Raw genomic sequence first — 16,615 nt, 5'->3', positions numbered from 1 at the left:
GCGATCTGTTGCACAATACGCCCCGGACCGTTTTCCCTCAGGATGTTTAATGTTGAATTCTATTCCCGTGCGTTTTTTCGGGTTGGCGTTGTTGCTGACCGCCGCTGCCGGCTGCTCCAAGGACAAGCCTATCTACGAGCATGAGAACTTCGACGACTCCGGCACCTTTTCGCGCAACTATCCGGTCACCGATGCCGCCAGCTGCGAAGCGGCGCGCCGTGCGTTGCTCAGCCAGGGCTACATCATCACCAGCAGCGACCCGAAACTGGTCAGCGGGCACAAGAGCTTCCAGCAGACCGGTGAAACCCACATGGAGATCAGCTTCAACGTGGTGTGTACCGATGACGGCAGCTCCGCGCACCACGCGACCGTGTTCGCCAACGCCCTGCAGGACCGCTACGCGCTGAAGAAGACCAACAACTCGGCCAGCCTCGGCGTGGGTGTGCTGGGCTCGGTGTCGATGCCGATCGGCTCCTCTGACGACTCGATGGTCAAGGTGGCCAGCGAAACCGTGTCTTCGCAGAAGTTCTACGAGCGCTTCTTCACCCTGGTCGAGCTGTTCCTGCCGGCCGATGCGAAGAAAGCCGCCCACATCACCGAGAAGCCGAAGGCCGATCTCGGCGTACCGGAACCCAAGGCTGCGCCGGCCGCGCTGGCCCCGACGCCAGCGGCCGAGCCGACTCCGACGCCAGCCCCGGCCGCCGAACCTGCCACGACCCCGGCGCCTGCCGCCGCAGAGACTACTCCGGCCAGTTCGGAACCGGTCGTTCCACCTGCCGAGGCGGCGCCGATCACCCCGGCCCCGGGTTCGGAGCTGGTTCCAACATCAGCGCCGGCACCGGAAGTCATCACGCCACCGGCCAATCCGACTGACTTGCCGCCACCGTCCGAGCCGATCCCGGCGATGCCAAGCGGGCATTGACCGGTTGTGGGAGCGACGCAACGTCGCTCCCGCTTCGATACTTGTGTGAGCTGAAATTTCGGTTTACACCTTCTGAAAATATCCCCGCGATAAATCCCTGACCGCCTGCTACGTTTATTTCATGAAGGCCGTGTTTCATTTTTCCTTCATATGGGCACTTTATGCTCGAGGCACTGGTCATTTGCTCCAGGCCATTTCAGCAAAGCAGTGAGGGGGATTACACGATGGATGACTATCAAGAAGAACTGCTTGAATTCCAGGCCTACGAACTGGATTCGCCGGAGCCTGCGGAAGACGCCACCGAGCTCTGAGGCTTCAACCGGTCTTGCGGTGACTGCGGCGGAACTCGCCCGGTGTCTGGCCGTTCCAGCGCTTGAAGGCGCGCTGGAAAGCTTCGGCCGAGGCAAAACCCAGCAGGTAAGCGATTTCACCGAACGCCAGTTCAGTGTCGCGGATGTAGGTCATCGCCAGATCACGGCGGGTATCGTTGAGGATCGCGCGAAACTGCGTACCTTCTTCGGCCAGTTTGCGCCGTAACGTCCAGGTCGGCAGCTTCAGGCGCGCCGCCACTTCTTCCAGGTCGGGTTCCCGGCCGCCATTGAGCAACGGCCCGAGCAATTGCGTGATGCGTTCACGTAGGCTGCGGGTTCGCGTCAGTTGTTCCAGTTCCCGTTCACACAGTTGCAGCAGATGTTTCCAGGTGCTGGGGCAATGCTCCGGGTTGCGTGCGGCCAGGCTGGCGAGGCTCAGGCGCAGTTGATTGTGTTCGGCGCCGAACTGGATCGGGCACTCGCCAAGCACGGCGTAGGCGTCGCGATAATCCGGTGTGTCGAATTCGATTTCGATTCGTTCCGCGCGCAGCGGTTCGGGGCTGACGCTGGACAACTGATGCAGCCACCCGGCGATAATCGAATCCACCACAAAACGGTTATAGGCGTTGTACGGGCTGATCGAATAGAAACGCAGCCACGCGCCGCTGGCGTCTTCGTGGAAACTCGACTGACCACGATAATTGGAGCCGTACAGCGGTTCGAAGCGCGTCAGGCAGCGGGCGGCCTCGCGCACCGTCGGCGCCTGCGCTGCCGTGACGCCCGCCAGTCCCGCCTGACTAAGACGACTGAGCCGGCCCATGCGCAAACCCAGCGCCGGATCGCCGGTCAACTGGATTGCACCATGACCCAGGCGCATGTAGCGCGGGATCGACAGGCGTGCGCCGGCCTCGGCCAGTCTTGCGGTGTCGAGCCCATATTGTTCGAGCAACGGCTGCGGGTCGGCGTCATGACTGCGCACGGCATCGGCCAGGCTATGGACGAAGCCCACCGACAGATCCCCGAGACGCATCGGCAGCGGCTTCATGGTCTACAACCAGAGATTGAGCAAGCGCGCGCCACGGGCTTCACCGTCGGCGAACTGCTGGCCATTGCTGCTGAGGAAGCTTTGTCCGGAACTCGGTTTGTCCCAGAACTGCCCGCGCAGGAACACGCTCATGCCGGCAATCGCCCGGCTGCCCGGCGGTTGTGCCGTGAGGGTCAGGCGGTGCCAGGCCTGGCCTTCGCTGACCTCTCCCGGCTTGAGGCTGACCGAGTCCGGCACGTTCAAGCCTCTGTAACCCTGCCAGGGCTGGTCCCACACGCCATGACCGATGACGAACGCCGGCACCGCGATCAGTTGCGCACCTTGCTCGTCGAGCTTGCGGTAGTTGTCCGGATACCAGCTGTCGTTGCCGATCAGCACACCGAGGCGCCCGGCGGGGGTGTCGACCACGTTGATCTGTGAAGTCTCGCTGGTGCCGGCTGCTTGATCCTGATCGAAGATCGGGCGCATCTGTCGCTGTGGCTGGCCGAGCGGGGCGCCGTCACGACCGAACACCACACTGGTGTTGTACAGCGCACCGCTGCCGGCCTTGAGCCGGCCGTCGATGATGTTCGGTTCCGGCAGCACGATCGAGCCGGCCACCAGCGTGATATGAAATTCCCTGGCCAGGCCGCCGAACAGCAGCTGATAGTCCTTGGCCATGTCTCGGGATTTCATCCGCAGGTGGGCGTCATCCAGACGGCTGCTGCCCCTGGCGGTGAGCCAGGCACGGGCGAACTGCAACGGGTTGCTGGCGGCCAGCCAGTTCATCGCCTCCTCGAGGGTGGGCGCCTGGTACAGCTCGTCTTTTTCGCCGCTGATCATCAGCCAGGTGCCGACATGCTCGGGCAGCACCACGATGGTTTTGTCATTGAGCAGACCCTGATCCTGCGCCTGCTGCAAATAAGCCGCGAGTTTGCGGTGCAGGCGCTCGGAGCTTTGGTAGTCGGTGGGGAACAGTTCAGGCTGGATTCCCAGCAGGTTGCCACGGTCGGCGCGGGTGCCCTGATCGACCGCCAGTTTGATCCGCAGGTCCGACAGGTAATGACCGGCCGGGCGGTCAGCCGCCCACATGGCGTAGAAGGTGAGCGCGGCGACCAGCGCCATGGAAAAGGTCAGGTACAGAAGTTTGCGCATGAAATCCAACAACAGCCGGGTACAAAGTGTGGGACTAGGGTAGGGCCCATGCCTGCGCTTGCCAAGGGGCGCTGCGCATTTGGATCAATAACTTGTCAGTTACGGTCATTGAGTGACAGCGATGCGACTCTTAGGCTGTCGAACATGACTGACGGGGGACGCAGAGCTCCCGCATTTTCCGTGATCGCTCGCTGTGGAGTTACCGATGACCGCCACTTACCCGCACCTGCTGGCCCCGCTGGACCTGGGATTCACCACGCTGCGCAACCGCACCCTGATGGGCTCGATGCACACCGGCCTGGAAGAGAAGCCGGGTGGCTTCGAGCGGATGGCGGCGTATTTTGCCGAGCGCGCCCGTGGCGGCGTCGGCCTGATGGTGACCGGCGGTATCGGCCCGAACGACGAGGGCGGCGTGTACTCCGGTGCAGCCAAGCTGACCACCGAGGAAGAAGCCCTCAAGCACCGCATCGTCACCCGTGCGGTGCATGAGGCGGGCGGCAAGATCTGCATGCAGATCCTCCACGCCGGCCGTTATGCCTACAGCCCGAAACAGGTCGCACCGAGCGCGATTCAGGCGCCGATCAACCCGTTCAAGCCCAAAGAGCTGGACGAGGAAGGCATCGAGAAACAGATCAGCGATTTCGTCACCTGTTCGGTACTGGCCCAGACCGCCGAGTACGACGGCGTGGAAATCATGGGTTCCGAAGGCTACTTCATCAACCAGTTCCTCGCGGCCCACACCAACCACCGCACCGACCGCTGGGGTGGCAGCTACGAAAACCGCATGCGTCTGCCGGTGGAAATCGTTCGCCGGGTGCGTGAAGCGGTGGGTCCGAACTTCATCATCATCTTCCGTCTGTCGATGCTCGATCTGGTCGAGGGCGGCAGCACCTGGGAAGAAATCGTCACCCTGGCCAAAGCCATCGAGCAGGCCGGTGCGACCATCATCAACACCGGTATCGGCTGGCACGAAGCGCGGATTCCGACCATCGCCACCAAAGTGCCGCGTGCGGCGTTCAGCAAGGTCACGGCCAAGCTGCGCGGTTCGGTGAGCATTCCGCTGATCACCACCAACCGCATCAACACCCCGGAAGTCGCCGAGCAGATCCTGGCCGAAGGCGATGCCGACATGGTGTCGATGGCGCGGCCGTTCCTCGCCGACCCGGATTTCGTCAACAAAGCCGCTGAAGGTCGCGCCGACGAAATCAACACCTGCATTGGTTGCAACCAGGCCTGCCTCGATCACACCTTCGGCGGCAAACTCACCAGTTGCCTGGTCAACCCGCGTGCCTGCCACGAGACCGAGCTCAACTACCTGCCGGTCAAGCAGATCAAGAAGATTGCCGTGGTCGGTGCCGGCCCTGCCGGTCTGTCCGCTGCCACCGTGGCTGCCGAACGCGGCCATCAGGTGACGCTGTTCGATTCCGCCAGCGAAATCGGCGGCCAGTTCAACGTCGCCAAGCGCGTGCCGGGCAAGGAAGAGTTCTACGAAACCCTGCGCTACTTCAAACGTAAACTGCAGACCACCAACGTCGAGGTGTGCCTGAACACCCGCGTCGATGTGGCAAAACTGGTCGAGGGCGGTTACGACGAAGTCATTCTGGCCACCGGCATTGCACCACGAGTGCCGGCGATTCCGGGTGTCGAGAACGCCAAAGTGCTGAGCTATCTGGATGTGCTGCTCGAGCGCAAACCGGTGGGCAAGCGTGTGGCGGTGATCGGTGCCGGCGGTATCGGTTTCGACGTCTCGGAATTCCTCGTTCATGAAGGCGTGGCCACCAGTCAGGATCGCGCCGCGTTCTGGAAAGAGTGGGGCATCGACACGAACCTGGAAGCCCGTGGTGGCGTGGCCGGGATCAAGGCTGCACCGCACGCACCGGCTCGTGAGGTGTTCCTGCTGCAACGCAAGAAATCCAAGGTCGGCGACGGTCTGGGCAAGACCACCGGCTGGATTCACCGCACCGGTCTGAAGAACAAGCAGGTGCAGATGCTCAACAGCGTCGAATATCTGAAGATCGACGACGGAGGCCTGCACATCCGCATCGGCGAAACCGGCGAGCCGCAAGTGCTGCCGGTGGACAATATCGTCATCTGCGCCGGCCAGGATCCACTGCGCGAGCTGCACGACGGTCTGGTGGCTGCCGGGCAGAACGTGCACCTGATCGGCGGCGCCGATGTCGCGGCCGAGCTGGATGCCAAACGTGCGATCAATCAGGGTTCGCGTCTGGCCGCCGAGCTCTGATCCACCCTAGAATGCCGGCTCTTTTTACAGAGCCGGCCTTCATGTTTCTGCCTCCCTCCGATTGGCTGGCCCCAGCCCCTCTCGAACCGCTTCATCTGGACTGGCTCATTGCCGCCGGCATTGAAGTGGCGATCCTGCGTCTGGACCGGATCGACCCGCTGATCAGCGGCAACAAATGGTTCAAACTCGTCGAACACCTGAAAGCCGCCGACCGTGCGGGCGCCGAAGGCATCATCAGCCTGGGTGGCGCGCACTCCAATCATCTGCATGCACTGGCCGCGGCGGGCAAACGCCTGGGATTCACAACGGTGGGGCTGTTGCGCGGGCATCCGCAGGACACGCCGACGGTCAGGGATCTGCAGGATTTCGACATGCAGTTGCACTGGCTCGGATATGGCGGTTATCGGGCACGGCACGAGCCGGGTTTCTGGGAGCCGTGGCTGGCGCAATACCCGACGCTGCATCCGGTGCCCGAAGGTGGCGGTGGGTTGCCCGGTGCGCAGGGTTGCGCATCACTGAAGAATCAGGTCAGTCAACAATTCGGCAAGCTCGGCTGGGACAACCATGACGGCTGGTGGCTGGCCTGTGGCACCGGCACCACGCTCGCGGGATTGGTGTTGGCGGAGGGCGGTCAACGCCCGGTGTATGGCGCGATGGCCGTGCCCGACGATCACGGCGTCGCGGCCAACGTCGAGGCGATTGTCGGTGATATCGGCGGCTACGAACTGATCGACGCCAGCCGTGGCGGCTTCGCCAAAGTCGATGGGCCGTTGCTTGAATTCATCGCGCAGACCGAACAGGCCAGCGGCGTTCCTCTCGAACCGCTGTACACCGGCAAGGCCTTGCTCGCGCTCAAACAACACATCGAGGCGGGCCGTTTCAAGAGCGGAACGCGCCTGATCTTCATCCACACCGGCGGCTTGCAGGGCCTGCGTGGATTCGACGGTCAACCCTGATTGCGCTTGGGCATCATCCGCAGCAGCGTGTTATCGCCCACCACGTAATGGTGATACAGCCCGGCCAGCGCATGCAGGCCAATCAGCCAGTAACCGATGTTGCCGATCAGCACGTGCCAGTGTTCAACCTGCTTGGCGAAGGCCTTGTCCTCGTGCACCAGCAACGGCAGGTCGAAACCGTAGAACATCACTTGATGGCCCTCGGCGCTGGTGATCAGCCAGCCGAGGATCGGCATGGCGATCATGAACAGGTACAGCGCCCAGTGCATCAGCCGGGCCAGTGCGGTCTGCCACTGCGGTGAGGCAGGGAAGATTTTCGGCGCCGGGCCGATGCTGCGGGCCAGCAGGCGAAACCAGACCAGCACGAACACGGTCAGGCCGAGCATGTAATGCACTTCGCGGATCAGCGAGCGGCCGCCACTGCCCTTGGGAAAGATGCCTCGCAATTCCATGCTGGCATACACCAGCACCAACAACACCAGCATCAACCAGTGCAACAGGACTGACACGGTGCTGTAGCGTGATTCGGAACTTGTCCACGGCATACGGTATTTCCTCACGGATCAGGGTCGAAACGTGCCGTTCTTGAGCGACGGCATGCTTTAACTGTAATCCGCTTTGGCCGAATTGCCCGCGTCTAAAAACTCTTTCATTGCGCGAAATCAGGGGTTTGCCCAAAAAAAACGCCAGTGTCGGGCAGACACTGGCGTTTTTGTTTGCCGCAGGCTGCGTTATCAGCTGCTTTGCGGCATCTCACCCTTGGCCAGGCGCTTGTTGATGTCGGCGATCACTTCCGGCAGGTCGGTGATGGTGTCGATCATGTAGTGCGGACGCGAGCCTTCGAACAGCGCGTGAATGCGCTTGCGTTCGCTGGCCAGGGCGTCGCTGCCCAGTGCGCGGTAGCCTTCGTAGTCCAGGCCCAGCGCGTTGCCGGAGCAGATCAGCGCCACGGTCCACATCCCGGCGCGTCGACCTTCGAGAATCCCCGGCACGGTGTCGTCGATCTTCACGCAGGCGGCGACATCGTCGATGCCCAGCGCAATTACGTTGGCCAGAGCCTGGGCCGGCCATGGGCGGCCGTTCGGCACTTCGTCGGTGGCCACCACGTGGTCGGCGATGTAGCCGTTGGTGGCGGCCAGTGCCACGACCTTGTCCATCACCTGCTTCGGATAACCGGAGCAGGAGCCGATCTTGATCCCTTGCTGGCGCAGGTTGGCGATGGTCTCCAGTGCGCCGGGGATCAGCGCCGAGTGCTCGGCGATTTTTTCGATTTGCAGCGGCATGAAGCGGTTGTAGATCGCGGTCACGTCATCGTCGGTCGGGGTGCGGCCGAATGCCTTGCGATAGCGCTCGGCAACCTGCGGCTGGTCGCACAGGGTGCGGATGTGATCCCACTTGCCCATGCCCATCGGGCCACGGGCTTCTTCGATGGAAACCTGGACATCGAATTCGGCGAAGGCTTCGACGAAGATCTGGGTCGGTGCGAAAGAACCGAAATCGACCACGGTGCCGGCCCAGTCGAGGATGGCGGCTTGCAGCTGGGTTGGGTTGTTGTAGTTCATGCTGGTCAGAATCCTGTGTTGGCAATGCAATTCAAATAAGGGAGCGGGCCGGGTGAATCAAATGTCGAGCACTTCCATCTCGCGCAGCACTTCACCCACCGCCGCGACGGCTTCGCGCATCTGCGCCGGGGTGACGTGGCCGATGCAGCCGACGCGGAAGGTTTCGACCTGGGTCAGCTTGCCGGGGTAGAGGATGTAACCCTTGGCCTTGACCCGTTCGTAGAAGTCCTTGAACTGGTAGCGCGGATCTTTCGGTGCGTGAAAGGTCGCGATGATCGGCGCCTGGATCGCGGCAGGCAGGAAGCTGCGCAGGCCGAGCTTGCCCATCTCTTCCATCAGCGCCTGGCAGTTGGCGGCGTAGCGCGCATGCCTCGCCGGCAGGCCGCCTTCTTCGTTGTATTGCAGCAGGGCTTCGTGCAGCGCCGCGACCACGTGGGTCGGCGGGGTGAAGCGCCACTGGCCGGTCTTCTTCATGTAGCTGTGCTGGTCGAACAGGTCCATCGCCAGCGAATGGGAGTTGCCGGCGGCTGCGGCCAGGGATTCCTTGCGGGCGAACACGAAGCCCATGCCCGGTACGCCTTCGAGGCATTTGCCGGAGGCGGCGATCAGCGCATCGAACGGGACTTTCTGCGCATCCACCGGCAGTGCGCCGAAGGAACTCATGGCATCGATGATCAGGCGTTTGCCGTGCTGTTCGACGACCTGGGCGATTTCCGGCAGCGGATTGAGGATGCCGGTGCTGGTTTCGCAGTGGATCAGCGCAACGTGGGTGATGTCGCTGTCGGCGCGCAGCAGGCGGTCGACGTCGGCGGCGGTGGTCGGTTCGTCTTCAGCGGTTTCAAAGGTGCTGAACGAGCGGCCGAGGACTTCGCAGATCTTCGCCAGACGCTTGCCGTAGGCACCGTTGATCAGCACCAGCACCTTGCCGTCGCGAGGGACGAGGGTGCCGATGGCGGCTTCGACGGCGAAGGTGCCGCTGCCCTGCAAAGGCACGCAATGGTGGCTGTCGGCGCCGTTGATGATGGCCAGCAGTTGCTCGCAGAGGCTGGCGGTCAGTTGATTGAAGCGGTCATCCCATGAACCCCAGTCGACCATCATCGCCTGACGGGTGCGGGCCGAGGTGGTCAACGGGCCGGGAGTGAGCAGGATGGGTGCGGCAGTACTCATTCGTGTGTCCTCGCGATAGCGCTGTGGGATGAAGCTACGGGGCATACGTTGCAATTCGGCGGATCATCAATCAAATTGTTTGTTGTTATGCCAGCCATCAGTGAGGGTTATTCATGAACCTGTTCCAGCTCCGCGCCTTCGACGCCGTGGCCCGTGAAGGCAGCTTCACCCGTGCCGCCGCGCGGTTGTTCATCAGCCAGCCGGCGGTCACCGGGCACATCAAGGCGCTGGAGGAGCATTACCAGATCACCCTGTTGCGACGGACGGCGCGCCGGGTCGAGCTGACCGAGGAGGGCACCAAACTGGCGGCGATCACCCGGGCGATGTTCGGCATGGCCGAAGAGGCCCAGGCGTTGCTCGAAGCCAATCGGCAGTTGCTGACCGGGCGTCTCGAGGTGGCAGCGGACGGTCCGCACATGGTCATGCCGATGCTTGCCAGCCTGCGGGCGCGGTATCCGGGGATCACGGTGAATTTGCGTTTGGGCAACGCGCAGGAAACCCTGGCGGCGTTGTTGTCCGAGCATGCGGACGTGGCGGTGCTGACCGAAGTCGAACCGCGCAAGGGCCTGCACCTGCAAGCCCTGAGCGAATCGCGGATCTGCGCACTGGTGCCGGCCGGGCATCCCTGGGCGACTCGCAGCGGCGAGGTCAGGCTCAAGGAGTTGGATCAGGTGATCATGGTGTTACGCGAACCGAGCTCGATTACCCGACGCACCTTCGATCAGGCCTGTGCGCAGGCATCGGTCAATCCACGGGTGTTGCTGGAGCTGGACAGTCGTGAGGCGGTGACGGAAGCAGTGGCGGCTGAGTTGGGTGTCGGCGTGGTGTCATCGGTTGAAGTCAGCCATGACCCGCGCGTGGTGGCGATTCCCATCGCGGGAGAAGGTCTGGTGAACCGGCACATGATCGGCTGCGTGGAGCGGCGGCGCGAATTGCGCTTGATTCAGGCGTTCTTCGGTTTGGCGCCGGTCTGAACAAGACTCTCGCGCACCATGTCGAGAAACGTCGCCACCACCCGCCGCGAACTCTGCTCCCGCAGGCACACCAGTGTCTCGGTCAACCGCCGGGTGCAATCGGTGATCGGCAGCGCGCAGACCCGTGAGTCCGCACCAAACTCCGCCGCCGACACCACGCCCACGCCAATCCCCACCACTACCGCCTCCCGCGCGGCTTCCCGGCCTTCGACCTGGATCGCCGGGCGGATGCGGAAACCGGCGCGTGCCATTTCTTCTTCCAGGGTCTGACGAGTCACCGAGCCGTGTTCGCGCAGCACCAGTGGCGTGTCGTCCAGATCTTCAAGGCAGATCGACTCGCGCTCGGCCCACGGATGATGACGCGACACGAACGCCACCATCGGATCGTTGCGCAATGGCACGCACAGCAGGCGTTCATCGCTGACATCGCGCCCGAGCAACGCCAGATCGGCCTGATAGTTGAACAAGCGGAACAGCGACTCATCGGTATTGCCGGTTTCGATCTTCACGCTGATCCCCGGGTAGCGCTCGCAAAATCTGGCGATCTGCGGCAGCACGTGCACCGGCGCGTCCACTGCCAGAATCAGGCTGCCGGTCTGCAGGGCCTGGGACTCCTGCAACAACTCCTGGGCTTCGGCCTCGACCACGAACAGGCGCTGGGTGATTGCCAGGAGGCGCTCGCCCAGATCCGTCAGGCGCACTGAGCGTTTGTTGCGATGGAACAGCAACACGCCGAAGCGCTCTTCCAGCTTGCGCACCTGGTCGGAAATCGCCGGTTGCGTCAGGTAAAGCCGCTCGGCAGCCTTGGTGAAGCTTCCGTGCACGGCCACGGCGTGAAAGGCTTTGAGCTGGGCGTGGGAAACCGACATGACTGACTCCAGTAACAAGCTGAGCTTATGTGTGAAATACGATAAATCGATTTTATTTATTAAACAGTAATTGCTTTGATCCGCTCACGCCAACGCTGACTGCCCGGTCGGGCAGCGACGCTGGCCATGAGCCTGTGCGTGCAACAGCAGGACTCATCTGACCGGTATCGCCGAAGGGACGGGGTGATATCGCAGTGCTCAACAATAAAAAACACAGGCGTTTACTTAACGATTCTGCCGGCACACTCACACCCTGAGGTCAGAACCACAATGAACAAGCACATCGGCACCATTGCGCGTTGGCGCATGCAGATTTTCGCTGTCACCTGGCTCGCTTACGCCGCGTTCTATTTCACCCGCAAAGCCTTTTCGGTGGCCAAACTGGGCATCGCCGAAGACCCGAGTTTCATGCTCGACAAAATGGCCATGGCCAACCTCGACGCGATTTATCTGGCGGCCTACGCCATCGGTCAGTTCACCTGGGGCATGCTCGCCGACCGCTTCGGCCCCCGGGTCGTGGTGCTCGGCGGGTTGCTGATTTCCGCTGCGGCGGCATTGGTAATGGGCAGTTTCGCGACCCTGCCGATCTTCGCCACCTGCATGCTGATTCAGGGGCTGGCGCAGTCCACCGGCTGGTCGGGATTGTGCAAGAACCTCGGCAGTTTCTTCCCCGCCGAACAGCGCGGGCGAGTGCTCGGGTTATGGAGTTCCTGCTACGCCTTCGGTGGATTGGTGGCGTCGCCGTTCGCCGGTTGGTGGGCTTACACGCTGATCGGTTCGTGGCACGCGGCGTTCATTTCCAGTGCGGCGGTGGTGGCTGTGGTGGCGCTGTTGTTCTTCATCTTTCAGCGCAACAAACCGGAAGATGTCGGCCTGCCCGCCGTGGAGCCGGAACCGGTCATCAGTGCCGAAGAAGCCGAAGCCAACAGCAAACTCAGCGTGTGGGAGCCGCTCAAGGAAATCCTGCGCAACCGCACGGTGCTGGTGCTGGGTCTGGCGTACTTTCTGCTGAAACCGGCGCGTTACGCGATTCTGTTGTGGGGGCCGGTGATCGTCTTTGAACAGATGCCCATGGTCGGCAAGGTCGGGGCGGCGATCATTCCGACTGCGTTTGAACTGGCCGGGCTGCTCGGGCCGATCATGATCGGCATGGCCTCGGACAAACTGTTCGGCGCCCGGCGTATGCCGGCCTGTGTGCTGAGCCTGCTGGCGCTGACCGTGACCCTCGCGCTGTTCATGGGCGCCTTGCACACCGGCAGCGTGATGCTGGTGGTGGCGCTGCTATTCGTAATGGGCCTGACCCTGTACGGCCCGGACTCGATGATCAGCGGCGCGGCCGCCATCGATTTCGGTAAGGCCAAGGCGGGCGCCACCGCCGCCGGATTCGTCAACGGCTGCGGCTCGGTGGGTGCGGTGCTTGGCGGTTTGCTGCCCGGCTACTTCGATTCGGTGACGGTATTCATCGTGTTCGCCGGTTGCGCATTGTTCTCGGCGCTGGTGCTGATACCACACTGGAACAGCCGCCCGGTCGGCGTCATGGAACCCCGTGCCTCGGTGCCCAATCGGGCCCTGACCATCAAACCTCTGCGTAACTGAAAAACCTTGCCTCGCGGCCTGCTGCGGCATTCGCGGCAGGTTGTGCCGTGGCCGACTGACTGGAGAATGTTCATGAGACCGTTTTGGCTGGAGCAGGCCTTGCAGCTCGACACGTCCGAACCGTGTCCGCCGCTGCAAGGCGAAGTGCGCACCGACGTGTGCATTGTCGGGGGTGGTTACACCGGGTTGTGGACGGCGATCATGCTCAAGCAACAGAACCCCGAACTCGATGTGTTGCTGATCGAGGCCGACATCTGCGGCGCTGGCGCCAGTGGGCGCAACGGCGGTTGTGCGCTGTCGTGGTCGGCGAAGTATTTCACCCTCGAGCGGCTGTTCGGCGTCGAAGAGGCGGTGCGATTGGTCAAGGAATCCGAACGCAGCATTCACGCCATCGGCGAGTTCGGCGAGCAGTACGGCGTCGAGGCCGATTACCGCCTCGACGGCACGCTTTACACCGCCACCAACCGCGCGCAATGCGGCTCGACCGATGCGGTGATTGCCGCGCTCGAGCGCAACGGCATCAACTCGTTCACCCAGCGTCCCGTTGCCGACGTGCAGCGAATGGCCGGTTCAGACAAGCATCTGGAAGGCTGGTTTTCGCCGGCCGCCGCCAGTGTGCAGCCGGGCAAGCTGGTGCGTGGTTTACGTCGAGTCGCGCTGCAACTCGGCGTCAGGATCCATGAAAACACCGCGATGACCGGGCTTGAGGAGGGCCGTCCGGCGCGCATTCAGACGGCCAGTGGCAGCGTGGTCGCCGACCGCGTGGTGCTGGCGATGAATGCCTGGATGGCCCGTGCATTCCCGCAGTTCGAGCGCAGTGTGGCGATCGTTTCCAGCGACATGCTGATCACCGAACCGCGCCCGGAACTGCTGCAGGAAATCGGTTTGACCAGCGGCGTGACCGTGCTCGATTCGCGGATCTTCGTGCACTACTACCACAACACCCCGGACGGCCGGATCATGCTCGGCAAGGGCGGCAACACCTTCGCTTATGGCGGGCGGATGCTGCCGGTATTCGACCAGCCATCGCCTTACGCCGGATTGCTCAAGCGCAGCCTCGACGATTTTTTCCCGGCCTTCGCCGATGTGAAAGTCGACGCGACATGGAACGGGCCTTCTGATCGCTCGGTCACCGGCCTGCCGTTTTTCGGCCAGATGAGTGCCAGCGGCAATGTGTTCTACGGTTTCGGTTATTCCGGCAGCGGTGTCGGGCCGTGCCACATGGGTGGGCAGATTCTCGCCTCGCTGGTGCAAGGCCTCGACAACCCGTGGACGCGTTCGCCGTTGGTCAACGGACCACTGGGCTATTTCCCGCCGGAGCCGATCCGTTATCTCGGCTCGCTGATGGTGCGCAACGCCATTCGCCGCAAGGAGCGCGCCGAAGACCATGGGCGGCGACCTCGGCATCTCGATGTACGCCTGGCGAAATTCGCCGCCGCTGCCGGCAAGGCCGACAAGGGTTGAACATCAGGACGAAGGCGGGGCGCGATTGAGCAGCCAGTCGAGCAACAGACCGTTGTCGTGCGGTTCCGGGGTCTTGCGTGCCGGGCGAGGCTGGCTGACGTCCAGGCACAGGATCGGCCGATCCGGGTCACTGTCGAGAAAACTCACCCAGACTTCGCTGCCGGCACGGGGCAGCGCTTCCCTGTTGATCCGGCCACCGGTGCCGACCACGGCAAACGTCAGCCACAAGCCGTCAGCGTCGGCATTGTGTGTCAGCGCGGGCCATAACCGCACGGCGAGTCGACCCAGATCGTCCAGTTGCGCAGGTTGCCCGGGCGAGCCCAGCACTTGCGCCGGGTGATAGCCCGGTATGCTCGGGCGTGGCTGTCGCAGCGGCGGGCGAAACTCGGTTGACCAGGGCTGTGCGGTGAAGTCGTTGTGATAACGACGGGGCGTGGACATCTGATCGAGAATCGACGGCTGTTGACCCTGATGGCGCAACTCGGTGATCAGCCACTGGTCGTTGAACGCCCCCACCGGATGATCCGTGACCTGCAACAAACGACCGCTGAGCAGCTGCAGGCAATCGCTGCGCCCCTCAATGCAGCGGTAGTGGCAGCGCTGGCGCTCAAGCTGTCGACGGCTGCGTTGATCGGCGTGGCGTTGACCGGTTGACGGAAGTCCTCGCAGGGGTATGACGCCTGTCACTGCGTGATTGGCCGCTTGATCATCGTTGCCGGGCTGCCCGCGTTCGCGGACGGTGGGCGACACCTGCGCAGTGACGGGGTCGTGACGCAGGAACAGCGTACTGAGGGTGGGAGCATGCGCCTCGTTCTCCGGGCTGAAGGGCACGGGTATCGGGGGCTGCGGCAGGCTCAGGCTGTCATCGGCAAACACCACGACATGGCCATCCGGCCGGTGCTCGAAGTGATAGTGGATGCCTTCTTCTTCACACAGTCGATGCAGCAGTGCCAGGTCCGACTCGTCGTACTGGATGCAGAACGGGCGCGGCGGGTAGTACCCCACCGTCAGATCGAAGCGGAAGCCGTTCGCGGGCAGGCGATGTTCTGTCAGCAACCGTTCGAGAATGTCCGGCACGCTCAATCGGGTGAACACCCGGCGCCTGGGCTGTTGCTCCAGTTTCTGCAGGTCTGGCACCAGCACCACCTGGTAACCGATCCGGTGGGCGCCGCGGTGTTCACAACCGGCGCTGTGAAGGGTGCCGTGGAGACCATTATCTTCACTCAACTGCAGGAACGCCGGGCGATGCAACAGACTGGCGGGGGCCAGGGCCGGAGCCAGGCCAATGACTTCAATTTCGAATCGGTAGGGTCGGTTCAACGCTTCATGGCCGCTGAAGCGCAGTACCGGCAGGCACAAGCCACCGTCGGTGAGTGTCAGCGTGAAGGGACTTTCCTTGTCATTGAGCATTCGCACGGGCTCTGTCGGGTAATACGGGCCACAGAGGGTACGAAACCGCAGTGCGAAATGGTCATGACAAACCGGTTTTTCAGAATCGCCCTACAAGGTGTGTAGAAGATGTCGACACGTGACGGAATTTTTGGTCGATTGCCGACTTTAGGCCGTATAAACTTGGCGCCACGCGTCGGCCAATAGATGTCTCGGCGCCACAGATCAAGAGAGTGAGTAATGGGCGCACAGTGGAAGGTTAAACACAAAGAAGCGGCAGCCAACGCCAAGGGCAAGATCTTCGGCAAACTGGTGAAAGAAATCACCATCGCTGCCCGCAACGGTGCCGATACCGCCACCAACGCACACCTGCGTCTGGTGGTCGAACAGGCCAAGAAAGCCTCGATGCCCAAGGAAACCCTGGACCGCGCGATCAAGAAAGGCGCGGGCCTGCTGGGTGAGACCGTTCAGTACCATCGCGTGACTTACGAAGGTTTTGCTCCACACCAGGTTCCGTTGATCGTCGAGTGCGTCACCGACAACATCAACCGCACCGTGGCGGAAATCCGCGTGGCGTTCCGCAAGGGCCAACTGGGCGCTTCCGGTTCTGTGGCGTGGGACTTCAACCACGTCGGCATGATCGAAGCCTCGCCGGACACCCCGGACGCCGATCCGGAAATGGCCGCGATCGAAGCCGGTGCCCAGGATTTCGAGCCGGGCGAAGAGGGCGCGACCCTGTTCCTGACCGATCCGACCGACCTCGACGCCGTGCAGAAAGCCCTGCCGGAGCAAGGTTTCACCGTGCTGTCGGCCAAGCTGGGCTACCAGCCGAAGAACCCGGTCAGCGGCCTGAGCGACGAGCAGATGGCTGAAGTCGAAGCGTTCCTCGAAGGCCTCGACAACCACGACGACGTGCAGGAAATGTTCGTCGGCCTGGCCGGCTGATCCGCTGCGTCAAAAATGCTGCCATCGCGAGCCCGGCTC

General features: G+C 62.7%; 15 protein-coding genes. 8 read left to right on the top strand and 7 right to left on the bottom strand.

All coding sequences use genetic code 11. The annotated features are described in order from the left end of the window. Positions 1–49 precede the first annotated feature (49 nt). Both M5B98_RS16150 and M5B98_RS16145 read left to right on the top strand, forming a co-directional pair. Entirely contained in the window at positions 50–922 is an 873-nt protein-coding gene (locus tag M5B98_RS16150) for a DUF2242 domain-containing protein (RefSeq protein WP_248743235.1), read from the top strand. A 161-nt stretch (positions 923–1,083) separates the two neighbouring features. After that, positions 1,084–1,233 (top strand): hypothetical protein, encoded by a 150-nt coding sequence (locus tag M5B98_RS16145; RefSeq protein WP_170929600.1) that lies wholly within the window; start codon positions 1,084–1,086, stop codon positions 1,231–1,233. Positions 1,234–1,237: 4 nt separating this feature from the next. Here the strand turns inward: M5B98_RS16145 and M5B98_RS16140 are convergent, their stop codons facing one another. Next, complete coding sequence (locus M5B98_RS16140) at positions 1,238–2,278, bottom strand: AraC family transcriptional regulator (RefSeq protein ID WP_248743234.1); 1,041 nt, start codon at positions 2,276–2,278, stop codon at positions 1,238–1,240. A gap of 3 nt (positions 2,279–2,281) precedes the next feature. Then, the gene (locus M5B98_RS16135; RefSeq protein ID WP_248743233.1) at positions 2,282–3,412 is read right to left on the bottom strand and encodes a nitrilase-related carbon-nitrogen hydrolase; all 1,131 of its coding nucleotides are present in this window, start codon (positions 3,410–3,412) and stop codon (positions 2,282–2,284) included. Positions 3,413–3,617: 205 nt separating this feature from the next. Between M5B98_RS16135 and M5B98_RS16130 the strand changes: the two genes are divergently transcribed. Further along, on the top strand, positions 3,618–5,654 hold the full coding sequence (locus M5B98_RS16130; protein WP_248743232.1) for an NADPH-dependent 2,4-dienoyl-CoA reductase: 2,037 nt from the start codon (positions 3,618–3,620) through the stop codon (positions 5,652–5,654). 41 nt (positions 5,655–5,695) lie between these two features. Further along, positions 5,696–6,610, top strand: a complete 915-nt coding sequence (locus M5B98_RS16125; protein WP_248743231.1) for a 1-aminocyclopropane-1-carboxylate deaminase/D-cysteine desulfhydrase — start codon at positions 5,696–5,698, stop codon at positions 6,608–6,610. On the opposite strand, the gene M5B98_RS16120 is transcribed toward M5B98_RS16125, so the two are convergent. The 3 genes from M5B98_RS16120 to M5B98_RS16110 all read right to left on the bottom strand — a co-directional run bounded on the left by M5B98_RS16120 (position 6,601) and on the right by M5B98_RS16110 (position 9,339). Beyond that, on the bottom strand, positions 6,601–7,155 hold the full coding sequence (locus tag M5B98_RS16120; protein ID WP_114884125.1) for a cytochrome b: 555 nt from the start codon (positions 7,153–7,155) through the stop codon (positions 6,601–6,603). The genes M5B98_RS16125 and M5B98_RS16120 overlap by 10 nt on opposite strands. 189 nt (positions 7,156–7,344) lie before the next feature. After that, positions 7,345–8,172, bottom strand: a complete 828-nt coding sequence (phnX, locus tag M5B98_RS16115) for a phosphonoacetaldehyde hydrolase (RefSeq protein WP_114884124.1) — start codon at positions 8,170–8,172, stop codon at positions 7,345–7,347. Positions 8,173–8,229: 57 nt separating this feature from the next. Beyond that, positions 8,230–9,339 (bottom strand): 2-aminoethylphosphonate--pyruvate transaminase, encoded by a 1,110-nt coding sequence (locus M5B98_RS16110; RefSeq protein WP_085712460.1) that lies wholly within the window; start codon positions 9,337–9,339, stop codon positions 8,230–8,232. Between the two features lie 113 nt (positions 9,340–9,452). Between M5B98_RS16110 and M5B98_RS16105 the strand changes: the two genes are divergently transcribed. Continuing rightward, positions 9,453–10,313: a LysR substrate-binding domain-containing protein gene (locus M5B98_RS16105; RefSeq protein WP_248743230.1), complete on the top strand. Its 861-nt coding sequence runs from the start codon at positions 9,453–9,455 to the stop codon at positions 10,311–10,313. On the opposite strand, the gene M5B98_RS16100 is transcribed toward M5B98_RS16105, so the two are convergent. Next, positions 10,283–11,182, bottom strand: coding sequence for a LysR family transcriptional regulator (locus tag M5B98_RS16100; RefSeq protein WP_248743229.1), 900 nt, complete (start codon positions 11,180–11,182; stop codon positions 10,283–10,285). The genes M5B98_RS16105 and M5B98_RS16100 overlap by 31 nt on opposite strands. Positions 11,183–11,452: 270 nt before the next feature. Between M5B98_RS16100 and M5B98_RS16095 the strand changes: the two genes are divergently transcribed. After that, entirely contained in the window at positions 11,453–12,778 is a 1,326-nt protein-coding gene (locus tag M5B98_RS16095) for an MFS transporter (RefSeq protein ID WP_248743228.1), read from the top strand. Between the two features lie 66 nt (positions 12,779–12,844). Beyond that, positions 12,845–14,242, top strand: a complete 1,398-nt coding sequence (locus M5B98_RS16090) for an FAD-dependent oxidoreductase (protein ID WP_248743227.1) — start codon at positions 12,845–12,847, stop codon at positions 14,240–14,242. 3 nt (positions 14,243–14,245) lie between these two features. On the opposite strand, the gene M5B98_RS16085 is transcribed toward M5B98_RS16090, so the two are convergent. After that, on the bottom strand, positions 14,246–15,652 hold the full coding sequence (locus tag M5B98_RS16085) for a type VI secretion system Vgr family protein (RefSeq protein ID WP_248743226.1): 1,407 nt from the start codon (positions 15,650–15,652) through the stop codon (positions 14,246–14,248). Between the two features lie 219 nt (positions 15,653–15,871). Here M5B98_RS16085 and M5B98_RS16080 point away from each other — a divergent pair, with 219 nt between their 5' ends. Then, complete coding sequence (locus M5B98_RS16080; RefSeq protein ID WP_085712455.1) at positions 15,872–16,576, top strand: YebC/PmpR family DNA-binding transcriptional regulator; 705 nt, start codon at positions 15,872–15,874, stop codon at positions 16,574–16,576. Positions 16,577–16,615 lie beyond the last annotated feature (39 nt).

Origin of the sequence: Pseudomonas sp. MWU12-3088, from assembly GCF_023242405.1 — a bacterium.
Lineage (GTDB): Bacteria > Pseudomonadota > Gammaproteobacteria > Pseudomonadales > Pseudomonadaceae > Aquipseudomonas > Aquipseudomonas kribbensis.
The sequence above is the reverse complement of the archived record's forward strand: the minus strand, read 5'-3'. Positions and strand labels throughout refer to the sequence as shown.